Raw genomic sequence first — 16,370 nt, 5'->3', positions numbered from 1 at the left:
CCGCACAGGTGGCGGCCCTGTTCGAGGAAAGACGACGGTGCCATGGCACGCGGCAAACTGCGGATCTACCTGGGTGCGGCGCCCGGTGTGGGAAAGACGTACGCGATGCTCTCCGAGGCCCACCGGAGGGTGGAACGGGGCACCGACTGCGTCGTCGCGTTCGTGGAGCACCACGGCCGGCCCCGTACCGAGGTGCTGCTGCACGGCCTGGAGCAGATCCGCCGCCGTGACATCGAGTACCGCTCCGCCGTCTTCTCCGAGATGGACGTCGACGCCGTCCTGGAACGCGCCCCCGCCGTCGCCCTCGTCGACGAACTGGCCCACACCAACGTGCCCGGGTCCCGCAACGCCAAGCGCTGGCAGGACGTGGAGGAACTGCTCCGGGCCGGCATCGACGTGATATCGACCGTCAACATCCAGCACCTGGAGTCCCTCGGCGACGTCGTCGAGTCCATCACCGGCGTACGGCAGCAGGAGACGGTCCCCGACGAGGTCGCCCGCCGGGCCGACCAGATCGAACTGGTCGACATGTCCCCCCAGGCGCTGCGCCGGCGCATGGCCCACGGCAACATCTACCGGTCCGACAAGGTCGACGCGGCCCTGTCCAACTACTTCCGGCCCGGCAACCTCACCGCCCTGCGCGAGCTGGCCCTGCTCTGGGTCGCCGACCGGGTCGACGAATACCTCCAGCAGTACCGCGGCGAACACGACATCTCCACCCCCTGGCAGGCCCGCGAGCGCATCGTCGTCGGCCTGACCGGAGGCCCCGAGGGCCGTACGCTCATCCGCCGGGCGTCCCGGATGGCCGCCAAGGGCTCGGGCAGCGAGATCCTCGCCGTCTACATCGCCCGCAGCGACGGGCTCACCTCCGCCTCACCCAAGGAACTCGCGGTCCAGCGCACCCTGGTCGAGGACCTCGGCGGCACCTTCCACCACGTCATCGGCGACGACATACCCATCGCCCTGCTCGACTTCGCCCGGGGCGTCAACGCCACCCAGGTCGTCCTCGGCTCCAGCCGCCGCAAGGCCTGGCAGTACGTCTACGGCCCCGGGGTCGGCGCCACCGTGGCCCGGGAGTCCGGCCCCGACCTCGACGTCCACATCGTCACGCACGAAGAGGTGGCCAAGGGGCGCGGACTGCCCATCGCCCGCGGCACCCGGCTCGGCCGCACCCGCATCCTGTGGGGCTGGGCGGTCGGTGTCGGCGGACCGGCCCTGCTCTCCCTGCTCCTGTACGGCATGGAGAACGGCCCGGGCCTCGCCAACGACGTCCTGCTCTTCCTCTTCCTGACCGTCGTCGCCGCCCTGATCGGCGGACTGAGACCGGCGCTCGCCTCCGCAGCCGTCGGCTCGATGCTCCTGAACTACTGGTTCACCCCGCCCACCCACACCCTGACGGTGCAGGACCCCGAGAACTTCGTCGCGATCGTGATCTTCTTCGCGGTGGCGGTCGCGGTCGCCTCCGTGGTGGACCTGGCTGCCCGCCGCACCCATCAGGCCGCCCGGCTGCGCGCCGAGTCGGAGATCCTGTCGGCCCTGGCCGGAAGCGTGCTGCGCGGCGAGACGGCCCTGCACGCCCTGCTGGACCGGGTGCGCGAGACCTTCGGCATGGAGTCCGTCGCCCTGCTCGAACGGCAGAACGACCTGGAGCCCTGGACCCGTGCCGGGGCCGTCGGCCCCACGCCCGCCGTCCGCCCCGAGGACGCGGACGTGGACATGCCCGTCGGCGACCACATGGCGCTGGCCCTCTCCGGCCGGGTCCTGCCCGCCGAGGACCGCCGCGTGCTCGGCGCCTTCGCCGCGCAGGCCGCCGTCATGCTCGACCGGCAGCGCCTGGTGGACGAGGCGGAGGCGGCCCGGCGGCTCGCCGAGGGCAACCGGATCCGGACCGCGCTCCTCGCCGCCGTCAGCCATGACCTGCGCACCCCGCTCGCCGCCATCAAGGCCGCCGTCAGCTCCCTGCGTTCCGCCGACGTCTCCTGGTCCGCCGAGGACGAGGCGGAGTTCCTGGCCGGTATCGAGGCCGGGGCCGACCGGCTGGACCACCTGGTCGGCAACCTGCTCGACATGTCCCGCCTCCAGACGGGCACCGTCACCCCGCTGATCCGGGAGATCGACCTCGACGAGGTCGTGCCGGTGGCCCTCGGCGGGGTGCCGGAGGGCAGCGTCGACCTCGACATCCCGGAGACCCTGCCGATGGTGGCCGTCGACCCCGGGCTGCTGGAGCGGGCCGTCGCCAACATCGTGGAGAACGCGGTCAAGTACAGCCCGGACGGGCAGCTCGTCACCGTCGCCGCCAGCGCCCTGGGCGAACGCGTCGAACTGCGCGTGGCCGACCGGGGCAGAGGGGTGCCCGACGAGGGCAAGGAACGCATCTTCGAGCCGTTCCAGCGCTACGGCGACGCCCCGCGCGGCGCCGGGGTGGGCCTCGGGCTCCCCGTCGCCCGCGGTTTCGTCGAGGCCATGGGCGGCACCCTGGACGCCGAGGACACCCCCGGCGGCGGCCTCACCATGGTCCTCACCCTCAGGGCCGCCCCCGGACAGGTACGGGACGGGCCCGCACGCCCGGAGCGGGCCGTCCCCTGAGAGGGACGGCCGTCCGCGCCCTTCGCGGGGGACAGCCGTCCCCCGGCCGGAAGGCAGCCCTCCCCCTCACGCCCGGGCACCCGCCCGGGCCCGTACACACCTTCCGGAAAGGCAGGACCGCGATGACCAGGGTGCTGGTGGTCGACGACGAGCCGCAGCTCGTGCGCGCCCTCGTGATCAATCTGAAGGCGCGCCGCTACGAGGTGGACTCGGCGCCCGACGGCGCCACCGCGCTCCGGCTCGCCGCCGCCCGCCACCCCGACGTCGTCGTCCTCGACCTCGGACTGCCCGACATGGACGGGGTCGAGGTGATCAGAGGGCTGCGCGGCTGGACCCGGGTACCGATCCTCGTCCTGTCCGCCCGGCACACCTCGGACGAGAAGGTCGAGGCCCTGGACGCCGGGGCCGACGACTACGTCACCAAGCCCTTCGGCATGGACGAGCTCCTGGCCCGGCTGCGGGCCGCGGTACGCCGGGCCGAACCCGTCGGCCAGGACGGCACCGACGGCCTGGCGGTCGTGGAGACCGAGGGCTTCACCGTGGACCTCGCGGCGAAGAAGGTGAACCGGCAGGGCCGTGACGTACGGCTCACGCCCACGGAGTGGCACCTGCTGGAGGTCCTGGTCCGCAACGGCGGGCGACTCGTCAGCCAGAAGCAGCTGCTCCAGGAGGTCTGGGGACCGTCGTACGGCACCGAGACCAACTACCTGCGGGTCTACATGGCCCAGCTCCGGCGGAAGCTGGAGGCCGACCCCTCCCACCCCCGGCACTTCGTGACCGAACCGGGCATGGGATACCGCTTCGAACGCGGCTGACCGCCCTCGGGGGGAACGGACCGGGGCGCCGGGGCCCTTCCGCGGGTCCTCCGCCGGGTTCTTCGTCAAGGTTCCGGCCGGGCCCTTCGCCGGGTTCCTGCCGGGTTCTTCGTCAAGGTTCCGGCCGGGCCCTTCGCCGGGTCCCTGCCGGGCCCTCCGTCAGGTTCCGTCCGGGCCTCCGCCGGGCCCGGTGAGGGCTTGCCGGGTCCTCCGTACGGGTGACACACCTGGCGCCCGCTCCCGTCGTGGACGACCGGTACCCTTCGGGTATGAGCGCTGTTCCCCGATCCGGGAAGCCAGACCGGGCTTCGAGGCCGTCCGGCCGCTTCCGCCGCATGCTCGACCGGCTCTCCAGCTCCCAGGAGGACCTGGAGTCGGAGGAGCTGCGGGAGGACTCGCACGCTTCGGGCTGCACGCGCATCTCCGAGTGCACGGACCGCCAGATCGTCAAGGTCACTGGTACCTTGCGGACGGTCACCTTGCGCCCGCGGGCCGGAGTGCCCGCTCTGGAGGCGGAGCTCTTCGACGGCACCGCGCCGCTCGACGTGGTCTGGCTGGGCCGGCGTTCCATCGTCGGCATCGAACCGGGCCGCAAGCTCATAGCCTCGGGCCGCATCGCCATGAGTCACGGGCGCCGGGTGCTGTTCAACCCCAAATACGAACTCCGACCGCTCGGCAAGGAGTAGCCGGTGACGTCTCTCGACAAGCCGACGTCCGACACGGACCAGCCTCACCGTCCCGATGACCCGTCCCGCCCCGACAGGGGACGCCACGCGGCCCGGCCGCACGGCGAGGGCGAGCAGAGCGCCGCGACGAAGGCGGTCACCGAAGCCGTCCTCTTCGAGGCGTTCGGCGGCGTGCGCGGCATGGTGGAGACGGTCCTGCCCGGACTGCTCTTCGTCACGGTCTTCACCATCAACAAGGACCTCAAGGCCTCGGCGATCGCCGCACTGGCGGTCTCCCTGCTCCTCGTCGTCGTACGCCTGATCCGGCGGGACACCGTCAAGCACGCCTTCAGCGGGGTCTTCGGCGTCGCCTTCGGTGTCCTCTTCGCGAGGATGACCGGCGATGCCAAGGACTTCTACCTGCCGGGCATGCTCTACACCCTCGGCCTGGCGCTCGCCTACATCGTCACGACCCTCGCCGGAGCACCGCTGATCGGGGTCGTCCTCGGCCCGGTGTTCAAGGAGAACCTCTCCTGGCGCACCAGGAACCCCGGCCGCAAGAAGGCCTACGCCAAGGCGAGTTACGCCTGGGGGTTCATCCTCCTCGCCAAGTGCGCGATCCTCTTCCCGCTCTACTGGTGGGCCGACACCACCCAGCTCGGCTGGGTCCTGGTCGCCCTCAAGATCCCACCGTTCCTGCTCGCGGTGTACCTGACCTGGATCTTCCTCGCCAAGGCACCGCCGCCCATCGACGTCTTCGCGGAGATGGAGGCGCGGGAGGAGGCCGAGAAGGCCCGCAAGGCCGCCGCCGACGAGGCCGTGTCCGGCGAGGCCGCCGTACGCCCGCCCGGCGGTGCGGGGCACGAGGGCTGACCCCCGCCCGTACGCGTACGACACGGCGAAGGGCCCCCGCCACGCGAGCGCGGCGGGGGCCCTTCGTCACACCCGGACGGGCGCCTTTTGGCCCGCGTTCAGTCCCCGGACGGGTCGCGGCGGACCGACAGCAGGTCCTCCAGCTGCTCCTCGCGCGCCTGCGCGGCCACGAACAGCAGCTCGTCACCGGACTCCAGGGTCTCCTCCGGGCTCGGCGTCAGGACGCGCGTACCGCGGATGATGGTGACCAGCGAGGTGTCCTCCGGCCAGGCCACGTCGCCGACCAGGGTGCCGGCCAGCGCCGACTCCGGGGGCAGCGTGAGCTCCACCAGGTTGGCGTCGCCGTGGCTGAAGCGCAGCAGCCGGACCAGGTCGCCGACGCTCACCGCCTCCTCGACCAGGGCCGACATCAGACGCGGTGTGGACACCGCGACGTCCACGCCCCAGGACTCGTTGAACAGCCACTCGTTCTTCGGGTTGTTGACGCGGGCCACCACCCGCGGGACGCCGTACTCCGTCTTGGCCAGCAGGGACACGACCAGGTTGACCTTGTCGTCGCCCGTCGCGGCGATCACGACGTTGCACCGCTGGAGCGCCGCCTCGTCGAGCGAGGTGATCTCACAGGCGTCCGCCAGCAGCCACTCGGCCATCGGGACCCGCTCCACCGAGATGGCGGTCGGAGCCTTGTCGATCAGCAGCACCTCGTGCCCGTTCTCCAGGAGCTCGGCCGCGATGGAACGGCCCACCGCACCCGCCCCGGCAATCGACACGCGCATCAGTGACCGCCCTCCTCAGGACCCTCGGCGAAGGCTTCCTCGACCTTCGCGATCTCGTCCGTACGCATCATCACGTGGACCAGGTCGCCCTCCTGCAGCACCGTCTGCGACGTCGGCAGTATGGCCTCGCCCAGACGGGTGAGGAAGGCGACACGGACGCCGGTCTCCTCCTGCAGGGTGCTGATCTTGTGGCCGATCCACGAGGGGGTGGTGTGGACCTCGGCGAGCTGCACACCACCGCTCGGATCCCGCCACAGCGGCTCGGCGCCCGACGGCAGGAGCCGCCGCAGCATCTGGTCGGCGGTCCAGCGGACCGTCGCCACGGTGGGGATGCCCAGACGCTGGTAGACCTCGGCGCGCCGAGGGTCGTAGATGCGCGCCGCGACGTTCTCGATACCGAACATCTCGCGGGCCACCCGGGCCGCGATGATGTTGGAGTTGTCGCCGCTGCTGACCGCGGCGAACGCCCCGGCCTCCTCGATCCCCGCCTCACGCAGGGTGTCCTGGTCGAAACCGACCCCGCTCACCCGTCGGCCGCCGAACCCGGAGCCGAGGCGCCGGAAGGCCGTGGGGTCCTGGTCGATCACGGCGACCGTGTGCCCCTGCTGCTCCAGGGTCTGTGCGAGAGCGGCTCCGACGCGCCCGCAACCCATGATGACGATGTGCACCTTGCGCCTACCTCGCAGTCCTGATCGACCCGATGACCTGCGAAAACACCCTGCTCACACTTCTCTCTCAGCTTGCGGGGCAGAACAACGGAGGCAACCGCCCTCGCCGTTGCCCGGGGACGAGCTTATGCGGACCGGGATCGCACACCTCACCCGCGTGTGCGTACGCCGTGTCCCGGAGTTGACGGCAACCCGCCACGGGAGCGTCCGGAGGGTGGCCGGAAGACGCCCCGGACCGGCCGAACCGCAAATATTCCGTTAAGGATTCCATGGACTTTCGCGGTGGAGGCGGGTAATTATGAAGGTTTTCCGGGTTCCGGCCGGGTGGTGGCCCCGAGCACCCTCCCCGCAGCGCTTACGATCCTCAGCGTGTCCAAACTGACCGACGTGCCCAAACGGATCCTGATCGGCCGGGCGCTGCGCAGCGACAAGCTGGGGGAGACGCTCCTCCCGAAGCGCATCGCGCTCCCCGTCTTCGCGTCCGACCCGCTGTCCTCCGTGGCCTACGCACCGGGAGAAGTCCTCCTCGTGCTGTCCATCGCGGGCGTGTCGGCGTACCACTTCAGCCCGTGGATCGCCGTGGCCGTCGTGGTGCTCATGTTCACGGTCGTCGCCTCCTACCGGCAGAACGTCCGCGCCTACCCGAGCGGCGGCGGCGACTACGAGGTCGCGAACACCAACCTCGGCCCCAAGGCCGGTCTGACGGTCGCCAGCGCCCTCCTCGTCGACTACGTCCTCACGGTCGCCGTGTCGATCTCCTCCGGCGTGGAGAACCTCGGCTCCGCCATCCCCTTCGTCGTGGAGCACAAGACGCTCTGCGCCGTCGGCGCGATCGTCCTGCTGACCCTGATGAACCTGCGCGGCGTCAAGGAGTCCGGGAAGCTCTTCGCCATCCCCACGTACCTCTTCGTGGCCGGCGTCTTCGCCATGCTGGTCTGGGGCGTCTTCCGCTCCGTGGTCCTCGGCGACACCATGCACGCGCCGACCTCGGACTACGAGATCAAGCCCGAACACCAGGGGCTGGCCGGCTTCGCCCTCGTCTTCCTGCTGCTGCGCGCCTTCTCCTCCGGCTGCGCGGCGCTCACCGGTGTCGAGGCGATCAGCAACGGCGTCCCCGCCTTCCGCAAGCCGAAGAGCAAGAACGCGGCGACCACCCTGGCCGCGATGGGCCTGCTGGCCGTCACCATGTTCTGCGGCATCATCGGCCTCGCCATGGTCACCGACGTGAAGATGGCGGAGAACCCGGCGAAGGACCTCATCCACAACGGGTCCCCGGTCGGCGAGGGCTTCGTACAGGACCCGGTGATCTCCCAGGTCGCCGCGGCGGTCTTCGGCGACGGCACGTTCTTCTTCGTCCTGCTGGCCGCGGCCACCGCCCTGGTGCTCTTCCTCGCGGCCAACACCGCGTACAACGGCTTCCCGCTGCTCGGCTCCATCCTCGCCCAGGACCGCTACCTGCCGCGGCAGCTGCACACCCGCGGCGACCGGCTCGCCTTCTCCAACGGCATCGTGCTGCTCGCCGGCGCCGCGATCCTGCTCGTCTGGATCTACGGTGCGGACTCCACCCGCCTCATCCAGCTGTACATCGTCGGCGTCTTCGTCTCCTTCACCCTCAGCCAGACCGGTATGGTCCGGCACTGGAACCGCCACCTGCGCACCGAGCAGGACCCGGCGCGGCGCCGCCACATGATCCGCTCCCGGGCGATCAACACCTTCGGCGCCTTCTTCACCGGCCTCGTCCTCGTCGTCGTCCTGGCCACCAAGTTCACCCACGGCGCCTGGGTCGCCCTCCTCGGCATGGTGATCTTCTTCGGCACCATGACCGCCATCCGCCGCCACTACGACCGGGTCGCCGAGGAGATCGCCGCCCCCGACGAGCCGTCCGGCGACGACACCATCCGGCCCTCGCGCGTGCACTCCATCGTCCTGGTCTCCAAGCTGCACCGGCCGACGCTGCGCGCCCTGGCCTACGCCAAGCTGGTCCGCTCCGACCAGCTGGAGGCGCTCTCCATCAGCGTCGACGCGGCCGAGACCAAGGCACTGAGGGAGGACTGGGAGCGGCGCGGCATCGACATCCCGCTGAAGATCCTCGACTCGCCCTACCGCGAGGTGACCCGCCCGGTCATCGACTACGTCAAGGCACTCCGCAAGGACCGGCCCCGCGACGTCATCAGCGTCTACATCCCCGAGTACGTCGTCGGCCACTGGTACGAGCACCTGCTGCACAACCAGAGCGCCCTGCGGCTGAAGGGCCGGCTGCTGTTCACCCCGGGCGTGATGGTCACCTCGGTGCCGTACCAGCTGGAGTCCTCCGAGGCGGCGAAACTGCGCGCCCGCAGGCGCGCGGAGTGGACGGCCCCGGGCTCGGTCCGCCGCGGACCGGTGGAACGGCGGCACAAGGAGCCGCACCACCACAAGAGCTGACCGGCCCGGCCGGACGCCACCGGCCCCCCGGCCGGGGGCGCCGGAGCGGGCTCTTCCGGCGGGGTGTACCGGAGGGAGCTCTTCCGGCGGGGGTGCCGGGGCGGGTTCTCCCGGCGGGCGGCCGGCGGCCGGTCCTCCCGGCCGGGGCGATCCGGCGGGTGGTCGGCGGCGAGCCTCGGCCCACGTAGACTGGTGGGCTGTCGTCCGGCCGTCCCACCTCGCCGTACCCCTCCCCGATCTCTGGAGCAACCCCCTCATGCAGAACGAATCCACCCCGTCGCCGGCCGGGGAGTCGCTGGTCGGCCGGGAGTACGAGGTCGAGGTCGGCCCCGTCGCCCACGGCGGCCACTGCATCGCGCGTACGGCCGAGGGCCAGGTCCTCTTCGTACGGCACACCCTGCCCGGCGAGAAGGTCGTCGCCCGGGTCACCGAGGGGTCGAGCGACTCCCGCTTCCTGCGCGCCGACGCCGTCACCGTCGTCGAGGCGTCCAAGGACCGGGTCGAGGCCCCGTGCCCGTACGCCGGACCCGGCAAGTGCGGCGGCTGCGACTGGCAGCACGCCAAGCCCGGAGCCCAGCGCCGCCTCAAGGGCGAGGTGATCGCCGAGCAGCTCCAGCGCCTCGCGGGCCTCACCCCCGAGGAAGCCGGCTGGGACGGTACGGTCATGCCGGCCGAGGGCGACAAGCTCCCGGCGGGCCAGGTCCCCTCCTGGCGCACCCGCGTCCAGTACGCCGTCGACGCCGACGGCCGCGCCGGACTGCGCAAGCACCGTTCGCACGACGTCCAGCCGATCGACCACTGCATGATCGCCGCTCCGGGCGTCACCGAACTGGGCGTCGAGAAGCGCGACTGGCCGCAGATGGCCGCGGTGGAGGCCATCTCCGCCACCGGCTCCCACGACCGCCAGGTCATCCTGACCCCGCGCGAGGGCGGCCGCCTCCCCCTCGTCGAACTGGACAAGCCCGTCTCCGTGCTCCGCGTCGACGAGAAGGACGGCGGCGTCCACCGCGTCCACGGCCGCGCCTTCGTCCGCGAACGCGCCGACGACCGCACCTACCGCGTCGGCTCCGGCGGCTTCTGGCAGGTCCACCCGCAGGCCGCCGACACCCTGGTCCGCGCGGTCATGCAGGGCCTGCTGCCCCGCAAGAACGACACCGCCCTCGACCTCTACTGCGGTGTCGGCCTCTTCGCCGGCGCCATCGGCCAGCGCATCGGCGAGAAGGGCGCGGTGCTGGGCATCGAGTCCGGCAAGCGCGCGGTCGAGGACGCCCGGCACAACCTGAAGGACCTCGACCGGGTCCGCATCGAACACGGCAAGGTCGACCAGGTCCTGCCCCGCACCGGCATCACCGAATGCGACCTGATCGTCCTCGACCCGCCGCGCGCGGGCGCCGGCAAGGCCACGGTCAAGCACCTCTCCTCACTGGGCGCACGCCGCATCGCGTACGTCGCCTGCGACCCGGCGGCACTGGCGCGGGACATCGCGTACTTCCGGGAGGGCGGCTACCGGGTGCGGACGCTGCGGGCGTTCGACCTGTTCCCGATGACCTCGCACGTTGAGTGCGTAGCGATTCTGGAGCCTGCCGACAAGGGTGTCTGACCTGCGGTTTTCTAAGGTTGCTCAGGCATGGCCGGGGTTGTTCGACATGTTTTCCGAGGTACAGCGGGTCGAGCGGACTGATCGACCCTTGTAGGCCACCTGACCTGCGAATTCATGAGGGAGGGGCTTGTAGTGGCGACGCCTTCAAGGTCTCGTTCGGAGATTCTTGACGCCCGTGTGACGCTCGAATTCGGAAGTCTCAACCTCACGGACCTCTCCGGCTGGGCCCGTGCGGACCGGACCATCGGCACAAGGCAGGGGACTCCGGTAGGGGGGTCCCGCTGCACTCCCCAGCGGCGGTGTGAGCTGCCATCCCGGCCTACGTTCATTGGTGGGCCTTGATCCCTGATGTCGGACACACGAGAGCGGGTCTCGCCAGGGTGCTTTCGGCGAGGCCCGCTGTGCGTGCTCGGGGCGGCTCCTGTTCAGAGTAGGTTGCGTTCCATGAAGACGTCCGCCTCCTCCCAGCCGATGAAGCGGCAGGATCCGGTGGTCAGGTCGACCGCGACCGGTAGGTTTCCTCCTAGCTGCATGTCCTCGCGCCCGTGGTCGAGGTAGTCGATGTGGTCGTAGGGAGCGATGAACTGCCCCCCGTCAGTGAAGCAGTACTCGGAGATGATTCGGACAGATGAGGACGGTCCCCAGGACCGGCTTTCGCCTGCGAGGAACTCCGCGGCTCTGCGCTCGGCCTGTTCCCTGTCGAGCATGTCAGTTGGTCCTCATGATGTAGCAGTCGCGGTACCTGCTCGCGGCTGGGTTGGCCTTGCCTGACTGGAAGTCGAGGAATACCACCTTGCCGTCGATATTGGCGACGTTGAAGTAATGGCCGATCCCCTTCTGCGGCCAGGCCCCCACGATTGCACGTGCTCCCGGCCCCCAGCGCAGCATGTCGCTGACGATGACATTCAAGTCCCCGACGCTGCGGAACGGGAGACCTGTGGCTGCCGACACCTCAGCCCTGGTCATGGGCCGGTCGGCCCCGGGGACGGAGTTCGGGTTGCGGCCGGCCATGAGATCGTCACCCGCTGTAGCGCACAGCCCGCAGTTCCTCCTGCCACCCTCTGGGTTGATGCGCTGCCGCGAGGACGGGGTCTCGGGCGTGTAGTAGGGAAGGCCGAATCGCGTTGACTCGGGCTCGGGCCTTGACCCCGAATCCTGAACCCGGGTTATGCGGCTTTGGCCAGCGTAGTTGGTGTGAGTTTGAGAGCCTCCTCGAAGGCGTTCGGTGATCGTTGTCCGAGGCGGGAGTGCCGGCGTCGGGTGTTGTAGCGGTGGAGTCGTCGGAAGGCGTCGAGGCGGGCCTCGCGCTCGGTTGGCCGACTCTTTCGTCCTTGCAGGGTCTCGCGTTTGAAGGTGGCGTTGAAGGACTCGGCGAGTGCGTTGTCCGCGCTGGACCCGACCGCGCTCATGCTTCGTCGAACCCCTGCTGACCTGCAGGCTTCGGCGAAAATCCTGCTCGTGTACTGGGCTCCGTGGTCGGTGTGCATGATCGATCCGGCGAGGCTGCCACGGGTGCGGACCGCTGCGGCCAGGGCGTCGGTGACGAGGTCCGCGCGCATGTGGTCGGCGATTGCCCAGCCGGCCGGACGGCGTGATGCGAGGTCGATGACGGTCGCCAGGTAGCAGGATTTCCCGCCGTCGACGGGCAGGCAGGTGATGCCACCGACGTGCTTCGTGTTCGGTCTGTCCGCGGTGAAGTCGCGGCCGATCAGGTCCGGCGCCTTGGCCGCGGCCGGGTCGGGGACTGTGGTGCGGTGCCGGCGACGCAACCGGACCCCCTCGATCCCCGACGCCCGCATGATCCTGGCGACCCGCTTGTGGTTGACCACCTCGACGCTCGTCTCGCGGAGTTCGGCGGTGATTCCTGGGGCTCCGTAGGTGCCGTCCGATTCCTGGTGCACGGCCCGTATCCGGGCGGCCAGGCGGGCCTCGGCCGCCTGCCGGGCGGACCGGTCCGCGGCTGTGCGGCGCCAGTAGCAGAAGCTCGAGCGGCTGACGCCGAGGATGCTGCACAGCCGCTTCACGCCGTGACGGCGCTGGAGGTCGGCGACACACTGGAAGCGGTTCACCAGCGCGTCTCCCCGGCGAAATACTTCGCCGCTTTGCGCAGGATCTCGCGTTCCTCCTCCAGCTCACGGACCTTCTTCCGCAAGGCGGCGTTCTCCGCCTCCAACGGCACCGCCTGCTGAGAGGGTTCCTGCGTCCCCCGTCCCCGGGGACGGCTCACTCCGGCTGCCCTCACCCGGTTCCGCAGGGTCTCCGGGTTGATCCCCGGATCGGCTGCGACCGACCTGACCGTCGCTTCGGGCCGCGACTCGTACAGAGCGACCGCGTCCGCCCTGAACTGAGGCGGGTAGTTCTTCATGACCACGAGATGTCCGTTCTCAGATCCGCAGGATCCAGTGTCTCGTGTGTCCAACATCAGGGGTCAAGGCCCCCGCACCTGGTCAGGGTAGGCGGCTCGGCCCTTGCGGCCGTCGGGATGCTGACCGTGGCGTTCGCCCCCAACCCCCTGCTGTTCTATGCCGCCTGGACGGTCAGATAGGCAAAGGGCGCCGCCCGGTAGCAAACCGAGAGGCGTACTGCACGAAGGCCCCTGGCCGTCGACGAGGTCGGGCTGGCCAGGAAATGGTGAAGTCGACGAAAGCACACGGTTGCGGATCAGACCTTCTCGGCATTCACGCGAGGGTAGTCCGCGGTGAGCATGGTGACGTCCTCGACGTCGGAGGTCAGGATGGTGACGCGGCGGCCCGGCTGGGCGAGGGCGGTGGCGCAGAGCATGGCGTCGATGGCGTACTTGTGGCCGTGCAGGCCGGCCGCGCGCAGCAGGCCGGCGGCGGATTGGGCGAGGGTCTGGGTGACAGGCTCGACGCGGAGTCGGGATAGCGTCCACTTCAGCGCGGCGTCGTTGATCCGGGGGTGGATCACTTCGACGAGTACGGCTGCCGAGGTGATCACGGGAAGGTCGGCGTCGCGGGCGGCGGCGAGCCATTCGTGGACCTCGCGGTCGCGTTGTACGGCCTTGGCTAGGCCCTCGCTGTCCAGGATGAGGGCGCCGCTCACGCAGCTGCCCCGGCATCGGAGGTGGTGCCGCCGGTGAGCTTGGCTCGCTTGGCGGCGACGGCCTCGGGGTCGGCGGGGCCATGGGTTTTGTCGAAGTCGGCGATCAGCTCGTCCAGGTAGTCGCGCTCGATCTGCTGCTGTGCGGCCCTCTCCAGGTAGGCGGACACGCCCCGCTTGCCGACCCGCTCACGGATCGCTTGCAGAGTACCGGCGGTCAGTGAGACGGAGATTCCACTGGTAGGACCGTCGCCAGGAGGGAAATCGGTGTCGTCGTCAGCCATGACACAAGTATGCCATTTCGAATGCCATACGACGAGATTCTCGGCGACGCAGAACTCCAGGTGCGCTTCGGGCGTGCGTCAGGGGTCGCACGTAACGCCCATAGTGCACGCAATGCACATTGATCTTGAGCCCGTTTTACGGTCGGCATGCTGTTGACCTGCGGTTTTCTTTCACCTGTTCTGGCTCTACATGTTCCCGATGACGCACCACGTGGAGTGTGTCGCCATCCTCGAACCGGCCGCAAAGGGCTCCTGACCTGCGGGTTCGGGTGGTGTGCGCATACGAGTGCTGGTACCGGCTTCTGGCGGGTGCACCGAGCGCGTGGTCGTTGAGTTCGAGCAGGGGCCCGTAGGTGCGGGCGAGCCGCGTGATCGCCGGATCGAGGTCGACGAGCGTCACCTCCTCGACATCGGCGTAGCGCAGGACCTCCCGGAGGGCCGACGCGTCACCGCCGCCCAGGACCAGCACGGATGAGGGCTTTCCCGGCAGGGCGGGATGGACGAGGGCCTCGTGGCGGCGGTACTCGTCCACGGAGGAGAGTCGCAGGTCGCCGTTGAGGAACAGCCGCGTGTCGGGCTTCTTCGTGAAGGCGGTGGACCGGGTGACGAGGATGTCCTGGTACGGCGTGGACGATCGGGTCGCGGTAGAGCTGCTGCCGGGCCGTGGCCCCGATGTCGTCGGCCAGTACGTACACCGTTCCGAGTACGGCGAGGACGGCGGCCCCGTCCCCGTCTTCGACATGGCGATCGCTTTCTGGCAGTCGGGGGGTGGGGCGGCCCAGGGGCCCGGGGCCGTTCCGTAGCGGTGAGGAAGCTAGCGTTCGGGACGTTCACCCGTTCGACACCCCTGCCGCCGAGGCCGCCCCTGGTGGGCCGTACGGCGGTCAGACCGGACCCGCCCCCCCTGGAGGCTCCATGCCCATGCCCGTTCCCCTCGCCTTCGCTCCCGCGGGGCGCCGCGTGAGCCAGGCCGTGACCAAGATCGGTGGGCAGCCCGTCTGGCTGGAGCGGCCGGCCTGGCCGGTGTCGCGGTCGAGCGGTGAGCCCATGCAGTTCATCGGGCAGTTCGCGCTTCCGGGCGGCCGCCTGGCGTACCTGTTCATGGCGGACAGCGAGGAGGGGTTCGTCGACGGGACCTGGGAGCCGGAAGCCGGGGAGAACGCCCTGCTGATCCAGCCCGGCGGGCGCGTACCCCCCTTCGTGACCGTACTCGGGCAGGCCGAGGGGCCCACCGCGGGAGCGGACCATGTGCCAGAGCCGTACGACGCGGCCTGGCCGGGGGCCGTGATGCCCGCGGAACCGCTGGAGGGGCCCGCCGCACTGCCGGCGTTCGCCGGACGGGTTCCGGGCGGTGGGGGACAGGTGCGGCTGGTGTCCGCCTGGGAGCCTGGGCGGGGCCCGCTCCCGGACACCGGCGTGTCGGCGGACGCGGTGGCCTCGCTGAGACGCCGGCACGCCGACGCCCGTCTGCAGTTCTTCGGCGGTCCGGACATCCGGCCCCACTGGCTGCAGGGCGAGGAGGAGGACCTCGGCGAGGACTGGCAGCTCCTCGTGCAGCTCGCCGTGGACCGGCTGCCCTTCTGGATCAACTTCGGTGACGGCGGAGTGGGGTACGCGTTCCTCTCACCGGACGGGAACGAGGGCCGTTTCCTCTGGCAGTCACCCGAGGACGAGGACGCGTGGTGACGCGCCGGGCCGCCGTCAGCCGTTCCCGGCGGCCTGCGGTTCCGGGGCACTGCGCGGCTCCGGGGCACTGCTCGGTTCGGGGGCACTGCGCGGTTCCGAGGCCCCGCTCGGCTCCGAGGCGCGCACCTGGCGTACAAGGACCACACCGCTGCTGAGGTCTATCGGCCCCCTGCCGGGATCGGCGTCCCCGGCCTCCTCCAGGACCAGTTCCTGCCTGCGCCGCTCTTCCTCGGTGTGCCGCCTACCGGGTGCGAAAAGCTGGTCGAAGGTACCGAACATGACCACTCCTTAACCTGTCGGGGCGGTGACCCGCCGGGTCGTACGGGGGAGGTGCCCCCGTCGAGGGTACGGAAAGGGCCCCTGGAGGGACGAACCGGTCTCCAGGGGCCCCGCCACTTCAGCCGGACGGCCGAAGTGTCCGCACGCTACTTGCCCCGGACACCGGCCAGATAGGCGGCGAGCCTCGGCTTGTCGTCCTCGATGCGTTCCAGGATGGCCTCCGCCGTCTCACGGCGCCGGGTACCCAGTTCGCGGTAGACGAGCCACAGGCCTGCTCGCGCGGCCTCCCGGCAGCGGTCACCCAGGTCGGTGTTGCCCAGGGCGGCCTCGTCCCGGTCGGATTCGCCCATGACGATCTGCTGAAGGAGCTCCAGGACCAGGTCCCGGGCGTCCGCCGACAGCTCGTCGAGCAGACCCGCCAGGAGAACGGAGACCGTCGGCAGGGCGGCACTGTGCAACTGCCCCTGGACGACCACGACGTTCTCGAGGTCCCAGTAGGCCCCCATGGCCTCGTCCTCGCCGCCGGCGGCGAGAAGCCGGCGCAGGGCGTCGGGCACACCGTCGGCCCGGGCACCGAGAGTCCGGAAGTCCTCCCACCGCGTGCGGGCGATCTCCACCTCGGCCAGCTGTCTGCTCACCGGACACTCCTCCTGT

At 70.4% G+C, this 16,370-nt stretch carries 16 protein-coding genes and 1 pseudogene; 7 read left to right on the top strand and 10 right to left on the bottom strand.

Annotated features, from left to right (window positions below):
• Window positions 1–42: 42 nt before the first annotated feature.
• The 4 genes from CP967_RS07300 (at window position 43) to CP967_RS07285 (ending at window position 4,939) form a co-directional block, all read left to right on the top strand.
• On the top strand, window positions 43–2,586 hold the full coding sequence (locus CP967_RS07300) for a sensor histidine kinase (RefSeq protein ID WP_150487169.1): 2,544 nt from the start codon (window positions 43–45) through the stop codon (window positions 2,584–2,586).
• A gap of 122 nt (window positions 2,587–2,708) precedes the next feature.
• Window positions 2,709–3,401 (top strand): response regulator, encoded by a 693-nt coding sequence (locus CP967_RS07295; RefSeq protein ID WP_150487168.1) that lies wholly within the window; start codon window positions 2,709–2,711, stop codon window positions 3,399–3,401.
• Between the two features lie 269 nt (window positions 3,402–3,670).
• The gene (locus tag CP967_RS07290) at window positions 3,671–4,087 is read left to right on the top strand and encodes an OB-fold nucleic acid binding domain-containing protein (RefSeq protein WP_167535342.1); all 417 of its coding nucleotides are present in this window, start codon (window positions 3,671–3,673) and stop codon (window positions 4,085–4,087) included.
• Between the two features lie 3 nt (window positions 4,088–4,090).
• Window positions 4,091–4,939 carry a DUF3159 domain-containing protein gene (locus tag CP967_RS07285; RefSeq protein WP_150487166.1) on the top strand — a complete coding sequence of 283 codons (849 nt, stop codon included), beginning with the start codon at window positions 4,091–4,093 and terminating at the stop codon, window positions 4,937–4,939.
• A 98-nt stretch (window positions 4,940–5,037) separates the two neighbouring features.
• On the opposite strand, the gene CP967_RS07280 is transcribed toward CP967_RS07285, so the two are convergent.
• Both CP967_RS07280 and CP967_RS07275 read right to left on the bottom strand, forming a co-directional pair.
• On the bottom strand, window positions 5,038–5,715 hold the full coding sequence (locus CP967_RS07280; protein ID WP_150487165.1) for a potassium channel family protein: 678 nt from the start codon (window positions 5,713–5,715) through the stop codon (window positions 5,038–5,040).
• Window positions 5,715–6,383, bottom strand: a complete 669-nt coding sequence (locus CP967_RS07275; protein WP_014153600.1) for a potassium channel family protein — start codon at window positions 6,381–6,383, stop codon at window positions 5,715–5,717. The genes CP967_RS07280 and CP967_RS07275 overlap by 1 nt, the downstream gene beginning before the upstream one ends.
• 369 nt (window positions 6,384–6,752) lie before the next feature.
• Between CP967_RS07275 and CP967_RS07270 the strand changes: the two genes are divergently transcribed.
• Together CP967_RS07270 and CP967_RS07265 are read left to right on the top strand one after the other, a co-directional pair.
• Entirely contained in the window at window positions 6,753–8,807 is a 2,055-nt protein-coding gene (locus CP967_RS07270; RefSeq protein WP_150487164.1) for an APC family permease, read from the top strand.
• A 256-nt stretch (window positions 8,808–9,063) separates the two neighbouring features.
• Window positions 9,064–10,407 (top strand): class I SAM-dependent RNA methyltransferase, encoded by a 1,344-nt coding sequence (locus CP967_RS07265; protein WP_150487163.1) that lies wholly within the window; start codon window positions 9,064–9,066, stop codon window positions 10,405–10,407.
• A gap of 425 nt (window positions 10,408–10,832) precedes the next feature.
• Here the strand turns inward: CP967_RS07265 and CP967_RS07260 are convergent, their stop codons facing one another.
• The 6 genes and pseudogenes from CP967_RS07260 to CP967_RS07235 form a co-directional block, all read right to left on the bottom strand.
• Window positions 10,833–11,114 (bottom strand): hypothetical protein, encoded by a 282-nt coding sequence (locus tag CP967_RS07260; RefSeq protein WP_150487162.1) that lies wholly within the window; start codon window positions 11,112–11,114, stop codon window positions 10,833–10,835.
• Between the two features lies 1 nt (window position 11,115).
• Window positions 11,116–11,445 (bottom strand): toxin glutamine deamidase domain-containing protein, encoded by a 330-nt coding sequence (locus CP967_RS07255; RefSeq protein WP_280116542.1) that lies wholly within the window; start codon window positions 11,443–11,445, stop codon window positions 11,116–11,118.
• Window positions 11,446–11,573: 128 nt separating this feature from the next.
• Window positions 11,574–12,778 (bottom strand): IS3 family transposase gene (locus CP967_RS07250; protein ID WP_150487161.1). Its coding sequence is split into 2 segments (ribosomal slippage): window positions 11,574–12,487 and window positions 12,487–12,778, totalling 1,206 coding nucleotides; the frame shifts between segments, so codons are not numbered across the junction.
• 290 nt (window positions 12,779–13,068) lie between these two features.
• Window positions 13,069–13,470 carry a type II toxin-antitoxin system VapC family toxin gene (locus CP967_RS07245; protein ID WP_150487160.1) on the bottom strand — a complete coding sequence of 134 codons (402 nt, stop codon included), beginning with the start codon at window positions 13,468–13,470 and terminating at the stop codon, window positions 13,069–13,071.
• Window positions 13,467–13,751: a hypothetical protein gene (locus CP967_RS07240; RefSeq protein WP_150487159.1), complete on the bottom strand. Its 285-nt coding sequence runs from the start codon at window positions 13,749–13,751 to the stop codon at window positions 13,467–13,469. The genes CP967_RS07245 and CP967_RS07240 overlap by 4 nt, the downstream gene beginning before the upstream one ends.
• Before the next feature lie 307 nt (window positions 13,752–14,058).
• Window positions 14,059–14,473, bottom strand: a pseudogene (locus CP967_RS07235) (spermine/spermidine synthase domain-containing protein); the annotation flags it as partial.
• A 193-nt stretch (window positions 14,474–14,666) separates the two neighbouring features.
• On the opposite strand from CP967_RS07235, the gene CP967_RS07230 reads away from it, so the two are divergent.
• A complete protein-coding gene (locus CP967_RS07230; RefSeq protein ID WP_150487158.1) occupies window positions 14,667–15,437 on the top strand; it encodes a hypothetical protein in 771 nt (256 codons plus the stop codon).
• A 15-nt stretch (window positions 15,438–15,452) separates the two neighbouring features.
• Here the strand turns inward: CP967_RS07230 and CP967_RS07225 are convergent, their stop codons facing one another.
• Both CP967_RS07225 and CP967_RS07220 read right to left on the bottom strand, forming a co-directional pair.
• A complete protein-coding gene (locus CP967_RS07225; RefSeq protein ID WP_150487157.1) occupies window positions 15,453–15,716 on the bottom strand; it encodes a DUF6191 domain-containing protein in 264 nt (87 codons plus the stop codon).
• 146 nt (window positions 15,717–15,862) lie between these two features.
• The gene (locus tag CP967_RS07220) at window positions 15,863–16,354 is read right to left on the bottom strand and encodes a hypothetical protein (protein WP_150487156.1); all 492 of its coding nucleotides are present in this window, start codon (window positions 16,352–16,354) and stop codon (window positions 15,863–15,865) included.
• Between the last annotated feature and the right edge of the window lie 16 nt (window positions 16,355–16,370).

Origin of the sequence: Streptomyces nitrosporeus, assembly GCF_008704555.1 — a bacterium.
GTDB classification, from domain to species: Bacteria; Actinomycetota; Actinomycetes; order Streptomycetales; family Streptomycetaceae; genus Streptomyces; species Streptomyces nitrosporeus.
Note: the sequence above shows the minus strand (reverse complement) of the source record. Positions and strands in the feature narration are given on the sequence as shown.

Excerpts from the sequence above, each read along its gene's own strand:
- CP967_RS07225 (WP_150487157.1), bottom strand. The coding sequence starts at position 15,716 with ATGTTCGGTACCTTCGACCAGCTTTTCGCACCCGGTAGGCGGCACACC.
- CP967_RS07290 (WP_167535342.1), top strand. The coding sequence starts at position 3,671 with ATGAGCGCTGTTCCCCGATCCGGGAAGCCAGACCGGGCTTCGAGGCCG.
- CP967_RS07300 (WP_150487169.1), top strand. The coding sequence starts at position 43 with ATGGCACGCGGCAAACTGCGGATCTACCTGGGTGCGGCGCCCGGTGTG.
- CP967_RS07280 (WP_150487165.1), bottom strand. The coding sequence starts at position 5,715 with ATGCGCGTGTCGATTGCCGGGGCGGGTGCGGTGGGCCGTTCCATCGCG.
- CP967_RS07260 (WP_150487162.1), bottom strand. The coding sequence starts at position 11,114 with ATGCTCGACAGGGAACAGGCCGAGCGCAGAGCCGCGGAGTTCCTCGCA.
- CP967_RS07265 (WP_150487163.1), top strand. The coding sequence starts at position 9,064 with ATGCAGAACGAATCCACCCCGTCGCCGGCCGGGGAGTCGCTGGTCGGC.
- CP967_RS07240 (WP_150487159.1), bottom strand. The coding sequence starts at position 13,751 with ATGGCTGACGACGACACCGATTTCCCTCCTGGCGACGGTCCTACCAGT.
- CP967_RS07295 (WP_150487168.1), top strand. The coding sequence starts at position 2,709 with ATGACCAGGGTGCTGGTGGTCGACGACGAGCCGCAGCTCGTGCGCGCC.
- CP967_RS07230 (WP_150487158.1), top strand. The coding sequence starts at position 14,667 with ATGCCCATGCCCGTTCCCCTCGCCTTCGCTCCCGCGGGGCGCCGCGTG.